The 16,474-nt window shown below is 50.6% G+C and carries 13 protein-coding genes; 5 read left to right on the top strand and 8 right to left on the bottom strand.

Going from position 1 to position 16,474, the window contains the following annotated elements; all coding sequences use genetic code 11:
• Positions 1-56: 56 nt before the first annotated feature.
• The 3 genes from O3276_RS24840 to O3276_RS24830 form a co-directional block, all read right to left on the bottom strand.
• Positions 57-737, bottom strand: a complete 681-nt coding sequence (locus tag O3276_RS24840) for a hypothetical protein (protein ID WP_269673711.1) — start codon at positions 735-737, stop codon at positions 57-59.
• An 83-nt stretch (positions 738-820) separates the two neighbouring features.
• Positions 821-1,426, bottom strand: coding sequence for an SOS response-associated peptidase (locus O3276_RS24835; protein ID WP_269673710.1), 606 nt, complete (start codon positions 1,424-1,426; stop codon positions 821-823).
• Positions 1,427-1,470: 44 nt separating this feature from the next.
• Positions 1,471-2,199, bottom strand: coding sequence for a tetratricopeptide repeat protein (locus tag O3276_RS24830; RefSeq protein ID WP_269673709.1), 729 nt, complete (start codon positions 2,197-2,199; stop codon positions 1,471-1,473).
• A 188-nt stretch (positions 2,200-2,387) separates the two neighbouring features.
• On the opposite strand from O3276_RS24830, the gene O3276_RS24825 reads away from it, so the two are divergent.
• The gene (locus O3276_RS24825) at positions 2,388-3,554 is read left to right on the top strand and encodes a 1-acyl-sn-glycerol-3-phosphate acyltransferase (RefSeq protein WP_269673708.1); all 1,167 of its coding nucleotides are present in this window, start codon (positions 2,388-2,390) and stop codon (positions 3,552-3,554) included.
• 2 nt (positions 3,555-3,556) lie between these two features.
• Complete coding sequence (locus O3276_RS24820) at positions 3,557-3,937, top strand: YqfO family protein (protein ID WP_269673707.1); 381 nt, start codon at positions 3,557-3,559, stop codon at positions 3,935-3,937.
• On the opposite strand, the gene O3276_RS24815 is transcribed toward O3276_RS24820, so the two are convergent.
• Positions 3,912-4,472 (bottom strand): NUDIX hydrolase, encoded by a 561-nt coding sequence (locus O3276_RS24815; protein ID WP_442876550.1) that lies wholly within the window; start codon positions 4,470-4,472, stop codon positions 3,912-3,914. The genes O3276_RS24820 and O3276_RS24815 overlap by 26 nt on opposite strands.
• A 237-nt stretch (positions 4,473-4,709) precedes the next feature.
• Here O3276_RS24815 and O3276_RS24810 point away from each other — a divergent pair, with 237 nt between their 5' ends.
• A complete protein-coding gene (locus tag O3276_RS24810; protein WP_269673706.1) occupies positions 4,710-5,315 on the top strand; it encodes a CoA pyrophosphatase in 606 nt (201 codons plus the stop codon).
• Between the two features lie 44 nt (positions 5,316-5,359).
• Here O3276_RS24810 and O3276_RS24805 read toward each other — a convergent pair whose 3' ends face one another.
• The 4 genes from O3276_RS24805 to O3276_RS24790 all read right to left on the bottom strand — a co-directional run bounded on the left by O3276_RS24805 (position 5,360) and on the right by O3276_RS24790 (position 11,127).
• On the bottom strand, positions 5,360-8,533 hold the full coding sequence (locus O3276_RS24805; RefSeq protein WP_269673705.1) for a cytochrome c peroxidase: 3,174 nt from the start codon (positions 8,531-8,533) through the stop codon (positions 5,360-5,362).
• Between the two features lie 43 nt (positions 8,534-8,576).
• A complete protein-coding gene (locus tag O3276_RS24800; RefSeq protein WP_269673704.1) occupies positions 8,577-9,158 on the bottom strand; it encodes a chalcone isomerase family protein in 582 nt (193 codons plus the stop codon).
• Positions 9,159-9,249: 91 nt separating this feature from the next.
• Positions 9,250-9,723 (bottom strand): hypothetical protein, encoded by a 474-nt coding sequence (locus tag O3276_RS24795; RefSeq protein ID WP_269673703.1) that lies wholly within the window; start codon positions 9,721-9,723, stop codon positions 9,250-9,252.
• Positions 9,724-9,870: 147 nt separating this feature from the next.
• Positions 9,871-11,127: an HlyC/CorC family transporter gene (locus tag O3276_RS24790; RefSeq protein WP_269676052.1), complete on the bottom strand. Its 1,257-nt coding sequence runs from the start codon at positions 11,125-11,127 to the stop codon at positions 9,871-9,873.
• A 279-nt stretch (positions 11,128-11,406) separates the two neighbouring features.
• On the opposite strand from O3276_RS24790, the gene O3276_RS24785 reads away from it, so the two are divergent.
• Together O3276_RS24785 and O3276_RS24780 are read left to right on the top strand one after the other, a co-directional pair.
• The gene (locus O3276_RS24785; RefSeq protein WP_269673702.1) at positions 11,407-14,055 is read left to right on the top strand and encodes a SidE phosphodiesterase domain-containing protein; all 2,649 of its coding nucleotides are present in this window, start codon (positions 11,407-11,409) and stop codon (positions 14,053-14,055) included.
• Positions 14,012-16,384, top strand: a complete 2,373-nt coding sequence (locus tag O3276_RS24780; protein WP_269673701.1) for a hypothetical protein — start codon at positions 14,012-14,014, stop codon at positions 16,382-16,384. The genes O3276_RS24785 and O3276_RS24780 overlap by 44 nt, the downstream gene beginning before the upstream one ends.
• The last annotated feature ends 90 nt before the right edge of the window (positions 16,385-16,474 follow it).

The following is a 16,474-nucleotide window of genomic DNA, read 5'->3' as shown; positions in this document are numbered from 1 at the left end:
CAGGTCATGCCATAACCCCGGTGAACCGTAATAGAACTGGCTTTGATGAATGCTGTTTAACTGGTAGCGCTTCGGCGTTTCACTGTCCGTCTGCAGGTACTCTCCTGCGCCATTAACAATGGAGAAACTGGCATTTCCCGTGGTGTTTTCCACCAGCTGCTGGCGCAGATCCGCCAGGCTGATATCCATCCAGAAATAGCCATAAAGGGTGTTCGCTGAAATGACCGGGACGATATAGCTGACAATCCACCCTTTATCCGCAGACCCTCTTGGCGATGTCCAGAATCCCTCTTTCTGCTGATCCTGATTAGCCCACCAGAACTGGGCAGGAACAGGCCGGTATCGACGCTCTCATCCAGCCGGACCCGACACTGATTCCTGTAGGCATGAAAAACATCCCAGTGCTGCAGGCTGCTGCCGAGCTTCACATAAGTAAAGCCGCGAACCAGAGAGTTTCTTGCCACCAGATCCGTGAGAAAGTGTTTGATCATGGCATGGTCAGTCACTGGCATCCGACTCAACATATCCCCCATAAACGAGGTCATGGTCATCAGCTGCCGGGTATGGCTGTCAATTTTGTCCGCATTATGCCAGACCTGCTCAATCAATCCTTTGGCGACCGCGTCCGTGGCCTGTTTGAGTGAGAGGTAGAGGTGGATTCCAAAGATCAGGTTGTACAGCAGCGTGACAGGCACGACAGTAAAAAAAATGATTTTTTTCCTGATAGAAAATTGCACTGGGTTCACTGCACACGGCCACAATGAACGCTAATGATAGACCAGCATTTCAGCAGTGAATGGAGATTCTGAACAACGCAACCTCAGCCTTTCAGAATATTCTGGCTGTGCCAGGGAAAGCTGGCTAGAAAGGCAGAAAAACGTTCAATATCAAAAGGTTCCCCGGACAGCCAGCGCTGTGCATGAGCCTTCGTTAACAACGCCGGCATGCGCTCAGCGATTAACATTAACGGTGGCATTGCCGGCATGGTTAACACGGCGCAGGAATCGAAAGAGAGAGTACTGTCCACCGTGAACCGCTCCCATAATCCGGCCATCAGTAGCAGCGAACCATCTTTTGCGCCGATACGCCACAGCTGACGACGGTCGCCCGGAGCCATATGCCATTGGTAGTAGCTATCTGCCAGAATCAGGCAACGCCTGTCCTGCCAGGCTTGTTTGAACATTCGTGACTCAACGGCGGTCTCCACACGGGCGTTGATCTGGGCCCGGGATAAATCCTGCAACCAGAAAGGGACAAGCCCCCACTTGGCCTGGGCGAGTTCAGGGGCACCACAGTCACTGTTCCGAACCAGCCACACCTGCTGCCCCGGCACCACCTGTTGCACGGGTTTCTGAGTTAACACATCGTTGATACCGAGAAAGCCAAGGTCAACCCTGGACAGGTTGAATGAGTAACGGCTGCACATAAATTACTCCAACTCACTTTAATCATTTGCGATCAAGAGCCTGATTATTGCAGATAAAGAGTGGCCAACTGATCCACCAGCTGCCTGGCTTTTTCCAGTTGAACCGCATTGAGCAGAGTCTCCAGCCTGGCTTTCTGGGCTTCGGCAGAGGCTGATATGTTCGACGGGGCCTGCAGACTGAGCTCGGTCCACATATAGGCCGCGATCAGATTGCGGTCCGTGCCTTCACCATTGAGATAGGCCCGTCCCAGCTCATACTGTGCTTCAGGATTCAGCCCTTCACGCCCGGCAGCCTGCTGGAAATAGTCAAAAGCCATGCCAATATCCTTGGCGGTTCCGGCAAGCCCGTCACGATAAGCCCTGCCCAGCCAGAGCATGGCTTCGGCCCGGGCTTGCTGATCGCCCTGGCGGGCAATGCGCTGCAAAGCATTAATGGCTTTAGTCGGGTTTGTTGCCTGGCCTGAGTGGAGGATTTGAATCGCCTCGCTTAACTGTCCCTGAACCTTACCAGAAACCGACGGCTCTTTTTGCTCTTTCTGAGCCACAACACCGCTAACAGGGGTGGCAGCCCAGACCGGCCCCGCCACCGTGACCAGCAATACCACCAAACTGACAGCACTTTTAAACTGCTTCAACATGAATAATCCCTGCCTGGCATTTTTATAAATGGTCAGGTTCCGGGAACCTGAAACCGGGATTATATGATGTTCGGGAACGGTTTGCAGGTATTCCTCACAGCGATTTCTATTCCAGCGATAAAAGTCACCCGGCAACCAATTCCACCTCCATTATCACTTCAATCGCACACATACTGATGAATAACCTCTGGTTTGCATCCTCCCTGCGCCTCAGTTACATTACGCGACAGTGTCTATACAGACCGGCAGTCAATCCATGAAATATAATAGCCCGTCGATCAATAACGATTTTTTCCTTATCTGACCTCAAAGCATTGGCACAAATGGAAGCTTTTGACGATATCCGCCCTTACCATGACCATGAGGTCCGGCCTACACTGGCTCGTCTGTTAACTGATAAAGACCTGCTCCAGGTGATGGCAAAGCACCGTTACCCCGGTTTAACCCGGCAGTTTTCCGGAGCCATGGCCTGGATCACCTCTCTGGCGTTAAAGTACAAAACACGGAATATCCATAATGTCCGGGATTTTCAGGCCATTATCGAGCCCTATCTGACCCGGGTGATCAAAACCACCACCCATAAGGTGTCTTTTTCCGGCATTGAGCACCTGAACAAGGACAAGGCCTACCTGTTTCTGTCCAACCATCGGGATATTGTTCTGGATCCGGCCCTGGTCAACTATGCGCTCTACCTTAACGATATGGAAACCTGCCAGATTGCCATTGGCGACAACCTGGTCAAACGCCCTTTTGTCAGCGACCTGATGCGTCTGAACAAAAGCTTTATCGTTAAACGCTCACTGTCCGGGCGACGGGAAAAGCTGCTCGCCTTCCAGAATCTTTCGGCCTACATTCATCACTGCATCGATGAAGGCCAGCCGGTCTGGATTGCCCAGAGCGAAGGCCGGGCCAAGGATGGTAATGACCAGACCGATCCGGCCATTATCAAGATGTTTAACCTGAGCCGTCGTGGCAGGCAGGGCGCTTTTGCTGACAATATTCGCTCACTGAATATTGTACCGGTCTCCATCTCCTACGAGTTCGACCCATGCGACTGCGACAAGGCCCGGGAACTCTATGAGAAACAACAGACCGGTCAGTATCAGAAAGCCGACGATGAAGATTTGAAAAGCATCGTCATGGGCATAGATGGTTACAAAGGGCATGTGCATGTTGCGTTTGGCAAACCGCTGACAGATGACTTTGAAGATCCCGCCTCGGTGGTTCAAGAGGTTAACCATCAGATTCACCATAACTATCAGTTGCAGCCATCCAACCTGTTTGCCTGGGAAGCGATCAGCAGTGAGATCAACCAGCATGAGCAGGTTATTCAGGTTCCGGGGATCGAACAGTTATTTCCGGCCATCGATTTGCAGAAAAAACGCGATGAATTTACCCGACACCTGCAACGCTGCCCTGAGCCATACCGCCCCTGGTTCTTAAAGATGTATGCCCAGCCGGTGATTAATCGTTTCCGCTACGGTTCATAAGCATGAAGGAATCATCGGCACAACGTGAAGCACACCTCTCTCACCAGTCTGCAACGCAGGTGTACAAAGTCTGTGTAATGATTCCTTCCCCCTGGCTTGAAACAGTCAAGGAGGCCCTGTTCGCTGCCGGTGCTGGTCGTTATGGAGCTTATGATTGCTGTTGCTGGCAAACCACGGGGACCGGCCAGTTTCGCCCCTTGCCGGGAAGCCAGCCCTTCTCCGGGCAACCCGGCGAAATCCATTCAGAAGAAACCTGGAAAGTAGAAATGCTTTGTCAGGAGCGGTTTTTAAAACCCGCCATTGAGGCGCTACTGCAGGCGCACCCTTATGAAATGCCTGCCTTCGATTTTCACCCGGTCAGTCTTGCCGCTGCGGAGGCGTGACATACTCAAGCCTCATGGGAAATACGCCTTCCCGGCGATCAGCAAAATAATAGCGAAGCGTCCGGCTTATGGTAGAAAATGCCAGTTGGTCCCAGGGAATCTCATCTTCTGCAAAGAGGGCCACCGCCAGACTCTCCTCCCCCGGGGCGAAATCCGGCCGTTCCAGTCTCGCCAGAAAAAAAGCCGACAGCTGACCGACATGCACCACATTAAACAGCGTATACAGTGACTCAATGGTAACATCCGCACAGGCTTCTTCGCGGGTTTCCCGTGCCGCTCCCTCTTCGATGGTTTCGCCCAACTCCATAAAGCCACCGGGCAGTGTCCAGAACCCTTTTCTGGGCTCAATCGCCCGTTTACACATCAATACCTTATCCCGGTATACGGGCAGGCAACCGGTGATCACCCGAGGGTTCTGATAATGGATGGTATGACAGTGACTGCACACATCCCGCAGGCGATGATCCCCCTCAGGCACTTTTCTTTGAGTCTTATGACCGCAGACACTGCAGTAATGCATAGAGGATCCTGTCATCAACGTTCACTCCTTGTTTCTGGCAGAGGGGTAAAAAGGACCATACCAGAGTAACAAACCCTCAGGGATGAACAAACTCTTTTACAGGATACACGACGAAGAGTTAATAAAAGGCAGAATGACCATTCACTCTGTGCACGTAACGAAACGTCAACAGGCCCTGAGAACACTGGATAAATCCGGCTGAGCTACTTATGATAAATTCAAGTCCCTTGCAAGGATGCCTCTGAAGTCACCATGATGTTGAACCAGGTTGAAGAACGGCTGCAAAACCACCAGCCCAGAACAATAAATGCCCAACTGCCAGAAGCCGCAGTGCTGATACCCATTACCAATGCACCGGAACCAGAGCTGGTGTTTACCCGGCGGGCCCCCCATATGAGCACCCACAGTGGCGAGGTTGCCTTCCCGGGAGGCAAGCGGGACCAGTCCGACAGGGACCTGGTCCATACCGCATTGAGAGAATCCTTTGAGGAGATCGCCCTGCCCCCGGAAGCCGTCAGAATCATTGGCCAAACCGGTTCGGTGGTCTCGCGCTTTGGTCTGGAAGTCACCCCTATTGTCGGGATTATTGCCGCAGACACACCACTAAGAGCCAATATGGCGGAGCTGGATCGTATTTTTAAAGTCCCGTTAAGCTACTTTCTGGACAAGGACAACCTGACGTTCAACCATTGGAAACTGCGCAACCAGGACTACATGATGCCGTCCTTTTACTATGGCGAGTATCTAATCTGGGGGCTGACTGCCGTGATGCTGGTGGAGTTCCTGAACATTACCCTGGATGCCGACATCTCACTGAACGCTCCTCACTTCAACAGCCACTTCCCCCGACATAAGTAGCTAACCATATGAAATCATATATTTCTGGCTACTTAAGGGATGATTTAGTCCTGTTCCAGGGCCGGGTGGTAGATCACCAGTCGTTGGTTTTTGTTCGGTGTGGTTATTATTGTTGATTCCCGGTCAGGTGCAGGCCACTCAATCACCAGTTTGTCAATGTTCCTGTCCCGCCCCAGGCCAAAGTGAGACTGCCGGGGGTTGGCGGATACGTAGTTGTTCTCAAAGCGCAACTCCCGATACTGTACCCCCTGATCAGTATGCAGATAGAGCTTGGCTCCCAACGCCTCGGTATTGCCCGGCAAACCCACCAGCTTTACCGATAGCCAGTCATTGTTGTCTGTATTGTTGTTGCGATAGAACGTTGGCCTGCCTTCCCAGTTGCTGATGACAATATCAATATCGCCATCCTGCTGATAATCGAAGCAGACAATGCCACGGCCATCATTCACCTCAGTTAACCCCCACGCGGCAGACTCCTCTGAAAATGTCATACCACCCTGGTTAATAAACAGCCTTGGTCTGGCATTATTAAATGCCTCGTGGCTTTGCAAAAACTGAAGGTTCTGCTGTTTCTCCAACCCGGAATTAAATACAGCGGTTTCCGGAAGGGCACCATAACCGGTGGCATGAAAGATATCCAGCAAACCGTCATTATTAAAATCAGCAGCACAACTGCCCCAGCCCCAGCCTCCTTTTTGCAAACCTGTTTTTTCGGTCGCTTCCCGGACGTTAAAATTGCCGATATTTTCATATAGCCGGTTTCCGGTGTATTTCCGATTCCGCTCAGCGCTGTAAATACTGCTTTCAAACCAATCCATGTCACCATCATTATCAAAATCGGCAATGGCTGCCCCCATGCCAAAACTGCCATTAATGACATTAATATCCGTAATATCCTGCAAGCCTTCAGATGTTGATTGCCAAAGCTGCGAGGTAAAAAAATCGGCTGTCAACAGCACATCCGGAACACCGTTATTATCAAAATCGACCATATTGGGGGTAAAGGTAAAATCACTATCCCCAAACAATGGCAGATCATGCTGCTGGTGAATCACGCCATCCCCATGCAATAACTCTCCATAGCTGCCCCTCAGCCCGGGATAGGCAATACCCTCAGGCCGCAGGTTACGATAGCCATGATTGCGCCACACCTGTGGCTGACGTGCTGACTTGTAACTACGCCAGAAGGCCATCACCATATCCAGATGCCCATCCTGATCAAGATCACCAAAACTGGCGTTTAACGTCGGCCCCTGAACATTGCTCAGCACCATGGGTGATGGCGCTTCGACCATATTGAAAATAATCTGGGGAAAGTAACTGCCACTGTTCCCGAGAAAGAGATCGGCCTTGTAGTCACCATCAATATCTGCCACCAGCGGAGTAATGGCACCGGTTGTGTTGATTTTTGGAAGCGGCAGCATCTCTTTGCGAAACCCACCGGATGGCTGCTGATAGTAGACAATGACATTCCCCTGATTATCATTGAAAATCAAATCATCCAGGCAATCGTTATCAATATCAAATGCCGACACGCCAGACCAGTTGACGATATCCATGATCCACCCGGGCTTAACCAGACCAATAACCCGCTGATGGTCCAGACCGCTGGACCGGGTGATATTCGTCAATGGTATGGTAACAGCATCAACAGATTTCATGTCGGTGGCATTTCTTGCACAGCCATGAACGGGAGGTGGTGCTACAGCCACCCGTTCACCTGATAATTCTGGCGCTGGAACCAAAGGCAGCGCCGATTGCTTTACATCATCCGTTTTAACCTGTTCCGTAATAATGGGCTGCCGGTCAACCAGATAGTCTATACACTGACGTTTATTCACACACGAGTCTGTCAATGTGTTAAGAAACGCGATTAATGCCTCAATCTGAGACGATTTCAAATGGTAAGGCAGCCGCAGGTAACCCGGGCCTTCCTTCGCTATATTGCGGATAGTCTGAGCTATGGATGACTTATTTTTTCTGTCAGCCATCTGCTGGAATTGCCAGTGCAGCGTATGCGCCTCTATTACCTGATAAAGAGACCCGGCTGAACCATTGTGAAAATAAGGCCCTGTCAAGGCAACATTCAGCAGACTTGGGGTACGGAACGAATAGGGCATCTGCCTGAAGTTGAAATTTTTACGACCGTAGTCCAGGCCGCGCCCATTCGCTCCCCGTCCGTAGGGCGCAACACCGATATTGTAAAACCGCTCATCGGACAAATGATTGCCACTATGGCACTCTGCGCAACCGGCACCACTGCGAACCAATGGGGTAAAAAAGAGCTTTAGCCCCTCTTTTTCCAGGGGTGTCAAATCACCTTTGCCTTTTACGTAACGAAAAAAAGCATTATCGATAAACAACAGGTGCCCCTGAAACCTGGATAATGCCTCGGTAACCCGGTCAATATGGATCATCTCCTGGCAAGTGGCTGCCTCTGACTCGGCAAACGCCTGCCGGAAAACGCTGCACCACTGCGGGTTAGACTGAAGTCGTTGTATGATGACTTCATAGAGTTCATGGTGATTGTAGTGCGCATCTTTCAGGCCCTTCATTTCGAAGGGAGAGACCATCGGCAGCCGGGCCTGTGCCTGCAACAGGTTCTTCTCCTCATAGCATTCCGGTCGCACATTGGAATAGCCATTACCAAGACGCACCAGCCGTCCATTACCACCCACACCACAGGCAGGTGAGGCCATGCCAGCGTCGGGTAACGCTTCCTGAAGGTACTGCAAACGACCATCCCAGAATAGATTCTCTCTGTACAGCGATGCATTAAATACCGTCGGTGAGTTTCTGGGGATCAGCAGCTCTTCGTATTGGTCCGGATACAGACCTTTCAGGGCATCCAGCCGCTTTTGCCCGAACAGCGTATGGTCATTAACAATCACACCGACGGGCAGTGCCAGACCATCACCGCCAGCAGTTTGGGGATGATGGCAACTGGCACAGGATACGGCACCACTGAGGCTTAAATCGGGGCTGAAAAATAACTTTTTGCCTAACTTCACCACTGGAGAGGTGAACGGCTCCACAGGTGTATCCGGCTCAGGTGTGCCGGTAATCTGATGGGATCGGAGCAACTTCCCGATGGATGCGTCTGAGATATCTGTTAACACGTCAGCATCTGCAAACCGGGAGAGCCCAAAAAAGACAACGCCAAGATAAAAGAATACGGTTTTATTGTTCATAGCAATCAGACTAATGAATTCCTTCATTAGCTATCATCGACAGAGCAATCAGTAACTTTTGAATGGGCGTTTACCGCTTACTCCCGATAAGCTGTTGCCGGAGTTGTGGGTAGGCGGTATTGTCTGAAAGCCAGATATCCAGAAAGGTTCTGGCCAACTGCACATCGTCAATCCTGCCCAGAAAACGGTGGCCGAAATAAAACCGTCCGCCGGATGCCGACAGCACAAAGACCAGGCGATCACCCGCACGAACGCCCTGCCATATTTTGCTGAGTTGCTTAAGCCAGCGTTTTCTATTCTCCCGGGATACCCCGAGGTGAGCCCACTGTTGGTCTGTGGCCGAAAGCAACCGTTTTTTACTGATCTTTCGTCGATAGTCGATAAGCAGCGCCACATCAGTGGAAGCGGGTTCAGCAACGTCATAACGGCCGGAGGGCGTTTTCAACTGGGCATCATAAATATCCCATAAGCCCCATTTCAAGGTTGAATGCCCAACCGTCTGCCACTGCTCCCAGACAGGATAATACTGTTTATCATTTTTTATAGTTTCCCGGGCAAAACTCTTTGCAGAGAACAGGGGTATCAAAAGAACCAGCAAAATGACTACGTTGGATAGACCGGCAACGTAGAACCTGACTCCATTTTTTTTCATGGCGAACCCTTTGCCTTATTATGAATAGCTATTATCAGGCTATACGAGTAAATACGCCAAAAGGATTCACAGGTTATTGGGCAAATACACTCTAATTTATCTTCTTAAAGGGCGACTCTTCACAGGGCAGCGGTTCCGTCGAAACAATAGAGGAATTAGCTGCACCTTTTGTCTTTTGGTCCTCGCCTTCACAGCAAACACCACTATTGAGAGCTTCATTAGCCTGGCTTACGTCAAGCACCGAGGTACTTCCTGGCTGATTCACCACTGGCAAATGATTGGGGGTGGCTTCATCAAGCACAGATATACTACGGTACCAGAGTAAATCTTCAGCCGCTAAAGCCGCACAAGTCCCACAGCCACCACAAGCACCGCCCAGACATAATGCTTTCAGGATTCCAGCATTTGTACACAAAGTGACCAGATACGCGGATGTTGCACCAGCGCCACATCCAGCGCCGATCATACCAGCGCTTATAGCCGCATATTCAATAGCATTCTGCCGCGCTGGCGTAATTTCCGGACAAGCACTTCGAATAGTTGCCATACAGCCTGTTGCATTCATAACCTCAACCTTACTTAAGTTTATTTACCTGAACTCTGACTACGGTGTTTGCATAAAGTTTCCCATTCTGTCAAAAAAAGAGAGTATTCTTCTCGACCCATCATCTCGGAAGAGCGGAGATTGCAGAATCAGAAAAACCCTTGAGCACTATTTCGCCATAAACATCCGGACACTCTTGATCCGGTTATCTTTCACCTGCAGGATCTCAAAACGGCAATTCTTGATTTTCCAACACACGCTGGCCTCGGGAATGGCTTCCATCTCTTCCGTAATCAGGCCATTAATGGTTCGGGCATCGTCCGTTGGCAGATTCCAGCCCAACGCCTTGTTAACATCCCGAATGGAGGCTGAGCCATCGATGATATAACTGCCATCCCCCTGGGGCGTAATATCCTGGCTGCTGTCGGAAACATCGGTGGTAAAGTCACCGACGATCTCCTCAAGAATATCTTCCAAAGTCACCAGGCCCATAATATCGCCGTACTCGTCCACAACCAGGGCGGTTCTCTCCTTGGCCTTCTGGAAATTGAACAACTGAGTATGCAGAGGCGTAGATTCCGGAACGTAATACGGTTCAGCGGTTTCCTGTAACAGCGTTGCCTTGTTGACCTTTTCCAGCGTCAGCAATCGGGCAATCTTGCGCATATGAAGTATACCGACAATATTATTGATATCACCGCGATACACCGGCAGGCGGGTATGCTGACAATCCCTTAGCTGGTGAATAATTTCTTTAATATCATCCTCAATATCGACACCGTAGACCTCATTTCTGGGTACCATAATGTCATCAACCCGCACTTTCTCCAGGTCAAGAATGCCCAGCAACATGCCACGGCGCTTTTTCGGCAGGCGCAGGCCGGACTCATTCACCAGCGTCCGCAATTCTTCACTGGTCAGCTGATCCTCACCTTCCTGGCCCGGCCGTATCCCTAACGGCCTCATCAGCAAAGCGCAGATCCAGTTCACCAGCACCACCATCGGATAGAGCACCTTCAACAGAGGAACCAGCACCATGGATGCAGGAAAGGCGACCTTTTCCGGATACATGGCGGCGATGGTTTTGGGCGTCACCTCACCGAAAATCAGCACAATAAAGGTCAACCCCAGGGTGGCAATAGCAATACCGCTGTCGCCCCAGAGGCGGACAGCAATAATAGTGGCCAGGGCTGAGGCCAGAATGTTAACAAAATTGTTGCCGATCAGAATGACTCCAATCAGTCGATCAGGCCTGTCCAGCAGGCTGCTGGTTCTTTTCGCTGCCCGGTTACCCTTGCGGGCAAGGTGCCGCAGACGATAGCGATTGATGGCCATCATCCCGGTTTCCGAACTGGAGAAAAATGCAGAAAACAGCAGAAGAAAAATCAGTGCGCCTATCAATGCGCTTAAGGGTGCTTCACTCAACGAGTTGTCGCCTTTTGTCAGAACCGATGCGGTAAAATCACCTATTTTACCTGCTTCAGGGCGAAGTCCCAAGCCCGGGTGTTTGCCAATATGAAGTGAGCCTGTACTTTTCTGACTTCGCATGGCTACCGAACCATGAAAAGCCAACAGGTGCATTGGACGCTTTGGCTGTAGAGGGAACTAATTATTGGGTGAACTGTCCAAATTATTATTAATTCGTTAATTCGGTTTGACTTAATCACATCAACACGGCATGGATTGCCAGAGGAGGTAACAAGCATGGATCCGCTCGGTATTAGAACACTCGACTTTAAAACAATAGATGCAACAATAGAAAAAGAGTTGCCTGATCAACGTTGTGTCAGTTTATCTAACCAGCTGGTTAAGACAGGCACCGCCTTTGCCAGAGACGTTGGAAAAAGCGAAGAGGTAATCCTGCCGGTTATTGGTTCTTCTAATCAGGCTTTGAAAACCAATGTTGATTTCACCAATAAGCCAGAGCCTATAGTCGCAGTCATTAATAACCCGGCTGTGAAAATCACTGAGACAGAACTGGCAACAGAGCCAACAAAAACCCCTCCGAAAACAGCTAAAGCCGAAACTGAGTCGTCCAACCTTCGGATCATTGATCAATCGTTGATTGACTCCAGTGATATCCCGAAAACGACCTTGCTACAGCATTATTTTCCATCAAGTCTCTCACCTGATGCCCAGCCCATTGCCCGCCCCGTTCATGGTGTCCAGCACAGTTGCCGGACGGCGATATGGGCCGTAGCCCTGTTGCAACAGCGCAAACAGCACGGCGATCCCCAGGCGCTGGCATTTCCCGACCACATGGTACCGCTGCTGATCAAAGCCTGTCTGTTTCACGACACCGGCCGTGAAGGCGATGGGCTCGATACGGAGGAGTGGGAGCGAGCCAGTGCTGACAACCTGATGGAACACCTGCGCAACTGTGGCATGGCGCAGTCTCTGGCCTGGCAGTGTGGTGAAGCCATTTGCCACAAGGATAACCCTGAGGGCTGCCAGCTTCTGCCAGAGGCGATACAGACCCTGCGCAGTCTGCTCCATGATGCGGATACACTGGAGGTTATGCGGGTAAGGGATTGTTTTTACATGGACCGGCTGGAGTGTTTTGCTGCCTGTCAGGATGACCTCCAGAGAAAAGAGTGGCGCAAGCTGGCCGAAGAAGTCTGCCGGGTGATTGCCAGGCAGGGTGATCTCTGGTTTCCGATCAAGTTGCAGGACAGCGCCACAGATCACGAACACTTCTTCAGCATCGGTGCCGCCAGCAAGTGTGAAAACAGGAAAAAACAGTGGGAACACCACCCTTCGCCATTCAGTTATCAGCTTCATAGCATAGGTGAACAGTCCGCTGTTATCCGGGCGTTAATCTCCCCTTATGCCGAACACCCGGCAGAACCACAGGCACCCTCCTTCTCCCTGGCACAACTGACTCCAACCGGTGCGGATATAAAAGAGTGCCAGGGCAGTTGGCCAAAGGGGCTGTATAGCGACCCCGTTAGCCAACAGGTCTATTACATCAAACCGACCAGCGGTGAGCTAAGTGCACAAAACCAGCGACTGATGGGCAATCTGGCCCAACTGCTGGGCATCACCGTACCCGAGAGCTTTGTCCATCAGGAACAGGGTCATTTTTATCTGGTCAGTCCCGTCCCCGAACAATGGCAGGGTAAACTCAAAGGCGGGGAGGAAACCCTGCGCTCGTTATCTTCCGAGCAGTGGGCCAGATTACTGCTGATCAATGTGATTGTCGGTAACGAAAATATGGTGAACAGTGACTGGGAGGGCATTGAACTAACCCCGGAAGGGGAGCCGGTGATGTTCCACTGGGACTTTGCCGGGATGGCAACTCGCTACCCGTGTCCTGAAAAACCAGAACCCGCCCCCAAAGCGGATGATTTTTCCTCCATGCCGGTGCTGCTGAATAAACTGCGGAACCCTCAGGCACCCTCCATGAACTCGCTGCCCATCCACAACCCCTGCGTCGATATTCTGGCACAATTGGATGATGACCTGCTGGGCCATACCCTGAAAGATATCTTGCACCAGCTTGACTGGCAGGCCCTGGACCGGCTGATCGAACACAGCGGTTATCTGCCCGGTGACCGCAGCTGGTTACGGCAGACCATTCACGATCGTATTGCCTGGCTGACCACCCGCCTGCCCCATACCGTGGCGGCAGATGAGCGGGTATCCATGGCGGAGTACCAGGCGATTGCGGCAGCGGGTATCCGTGGCGGTTGGCTGCCGGTGAAAGGCCGGGATATCCAGGGCGGACAGATCGGCATTAGCCAGTTACTGGATGCCAATGGCCAACCCATTACCCGGATGACCCTCCAGTTATCCCCGGAAGCCGGCAACAAACTGGCGGATAACCTGGCCCTGGAACGGGGATTACACCTTCTGGCCAGCCGGGTTAAATATGCCAACCATGCCCTGAACGGCAATTACCGCGACTGGCGCAGTGAGCTGACCAGCCTGGCCAATGACTGTGACGGCCTGGCCAGGCAGCTGACCTACGATAAAACACGATGGTGTAATGAGCATCACGATACCATTGACAAGACCGTGGTGACTCTGCAGGACATTGTTGACAAGTGCCGGGCAGCGCTAACGGCCGACGTACCGTCCATTGAAAAACTGCCATCAATTAAACTTCCCCTGCCTGCTCCTGAGTTTCCTGCACGAGTCAGCTCAAGAACCGGCGAAGAAGTTGATGCAAAAATACAACTGGCTGAATTCAGCCACGGTTTTGCCAAACTGACAGGCCAGAGCGTCAGTTACTTGAATCAGGAACAGCTGGATCAAGGCGGTCTGACTGCCTCACCGGTACATGGGGTTGAACTCGAAGCGGACGTCTGTGAGGGCGGCAGTCTACTGTTTTTTCCCTCCGAACCTGCCTGATGCCCTTACCTTTGAAAATCAACTGATCATCACCTTTCCAGGACACGATAAATCAGTGGTTGAGGCGTTGTTCAGGGAACTGGCAGGGCTGGGCGTTGATGGCGAGCGGCCAAATACTGTTGACCTGGAAGAGCAATGGCTGGACGCCCTGGCCGACTTCCACGGCTGCCTTGGTGATATGAACCTCGCCGTGGCAGCGGATACCAATATTCCGGTAAACACCAGCAAAAAAGCGTTTCTTAAACAGTCGCTGAACGTCAATGATGAACAACTGCTCGATTGCGACACCCATTCCCTTATTCGCGCAGGACGTCGGGTGCATAACCGCCCGGGGTTTCCCCATGGCATTGGGGCAGACCCGGCAAGGAAGTTCTGCCTCGGCCACAGTATAAACTTTTGTCCAGACCAGTACCGGAACAGTAACAAGTTTGTCAACGATAGCCTGCAAAATGAAGCTGCTCTGATCTCCTTTGGGCGACGTTCTCAGATAGGGATAAAACCGTCCGGGAATGCCGGGGGTATGTTCTTCAGAATAAATTTCAACACCAAACAAGTATTTACCCGAATCATGGACATAGAGCAGGCAAATAATCTGGCAGATCAGTCCAAAAAAGAGTACACAGGCGCCATGTCTATGGTCCTGCAACCTGAAACACTCCGCCGCCTGGATACAAAATTTTTTCGAAATCAACTGCCTTTTGATAAAGACCAATACCCCAAACTGAAAGCCTTCATCGACAATCAGAAAGTCATTCCGCAGTCAACGGATGATTACCAGAAATTGATCCAGGGAGGTAAGGATCAGGAAACCTGGTTTTCCAATCCTCTGTCCTTGCATGATGAGTTGAACAAACTTGAGATCAGTTCTCCTGAAGATCAGCAACAGCTGTTGCATACCCTGAAGAAACGCTATACCCACTGGCCCGACGGGCGACCGCTGGAACAGCTTTTTCAGCAATCCTGGTCCAACTGTTACCATGAGTTAACCTATCAATACGGCAAGGTTGACGAAAACATCAGAAATCTCATCAAGGCGTTTGGCGAAGAGAGCATTCAACGGCTGGTTGAACAAAATCCCCATCTGCTGGAGGGACGGCTGGATTCGCTGGATGGCTTGCAGCTGAAGGGTGATTATGAAATATATGGCATTGATTTTAGCAGCTGTTCCATGAACGGTACCGTGTTGCAATCCGTTAAATTCAATGAGTGTAAATTTGATACAGCGGTGTTAAACCGCGTCACTGTTGAAAATGTCAGATTTAATGCCTGTTATTTTGAAGGTAAGCAATTTTCATCGTCGGTATTGGACAATGCTTGCTTTGACCCGGACACCTCGATTGATGGCTGGGTATTTGAAAGTACAGACCTGCTTTCCCAAATCATATATCAGTCGTGTGTTAATCAGCAGGAAGAGTTCAATCTGGCACAATGGCTGGAGGTGATGATGAAAAATCATTTTTTACGGGGCCTCTCAACACCTTTGGACGATTTAAGCCGGGATATCCTGTCACAACACATGGAAGAAATTATCCGGGATTATCCACATCACCTTATTGGCATGATCAATGAATTGCTCAACATTAAATTCAAAAATATTGACCATGCAATACGGTTTATCAGGAATAATCGAGAATTCCATACTGGCGAAATCAACGATCTCAGAGATCTGTTCTTTGATTTCAGAACCGTCCTCCTGAAAGAAGGAAATTATCCCGGGGGGAAAAGTGGCCCACTGAATGAATTAATTGCCTTCACACCGGACAAGCACAATGATCTGCCCCGGGAAGCAGTTTTGCCGTTGATTTTAAATATTATTAACCTTGTGATGTTCCCTCAATCCGAAAATGAATACAGGGAATTTGGAGTCAATGTCAACAACGCAGATGATCACAACGATGACCGGAATAGCATGTCTGAGTACGGTAGCCAAAGCACAGAAAATAACACGACATCGTACCCGGTATCCGATGTCCTGCCTCTTTATAATCTGAGTAGTTACAGAGCCGGTCTTTGTCTGTATCACCTTAAAGATTATCGGGAATATATTGATCAACTCTGGGAAGAGTGCTCTGAAGAGCATAAATTAGCAATAGCCAAACACTGTTTAAGTCAGCACAATGTTGCCGTTAGCCCCCAGACCACAAGGGAATTTATGAAATTATTGTTGACAAATAATCCCGAAGAAAAACATTGGCTGGATAACTATAACGCCAACATGGCAAAGCATATAGAAAATCAGCAAGCGTGCAACCAGTTGATTACGGATCGTTTTGGCTCATGGTTGCGTGACAGGACGGTGATTGACACATCCCTGCCAAGCACGAATTAAGACGGCATCGGGGTTTAAGAGCTGAAATCGCGACGAAGGGTGATTGGCACAGTCTTTATTCAGGGTGTGGTGTTTACGCCCTTCGACTCC

It is taken from the genome of Endozoicomonas sp. GU-1 (assembly GCF_027366395.1).
Taxonomy (GTDB): Bacteria; Pseudomonadota; Gammaproteobacteria; order Pseudomonadales; family Endozoicomonadaceae; genus Endozoicomonas.
This window is presented reverse-complemented; position numbering and strand designations above follow the sequence as displayed.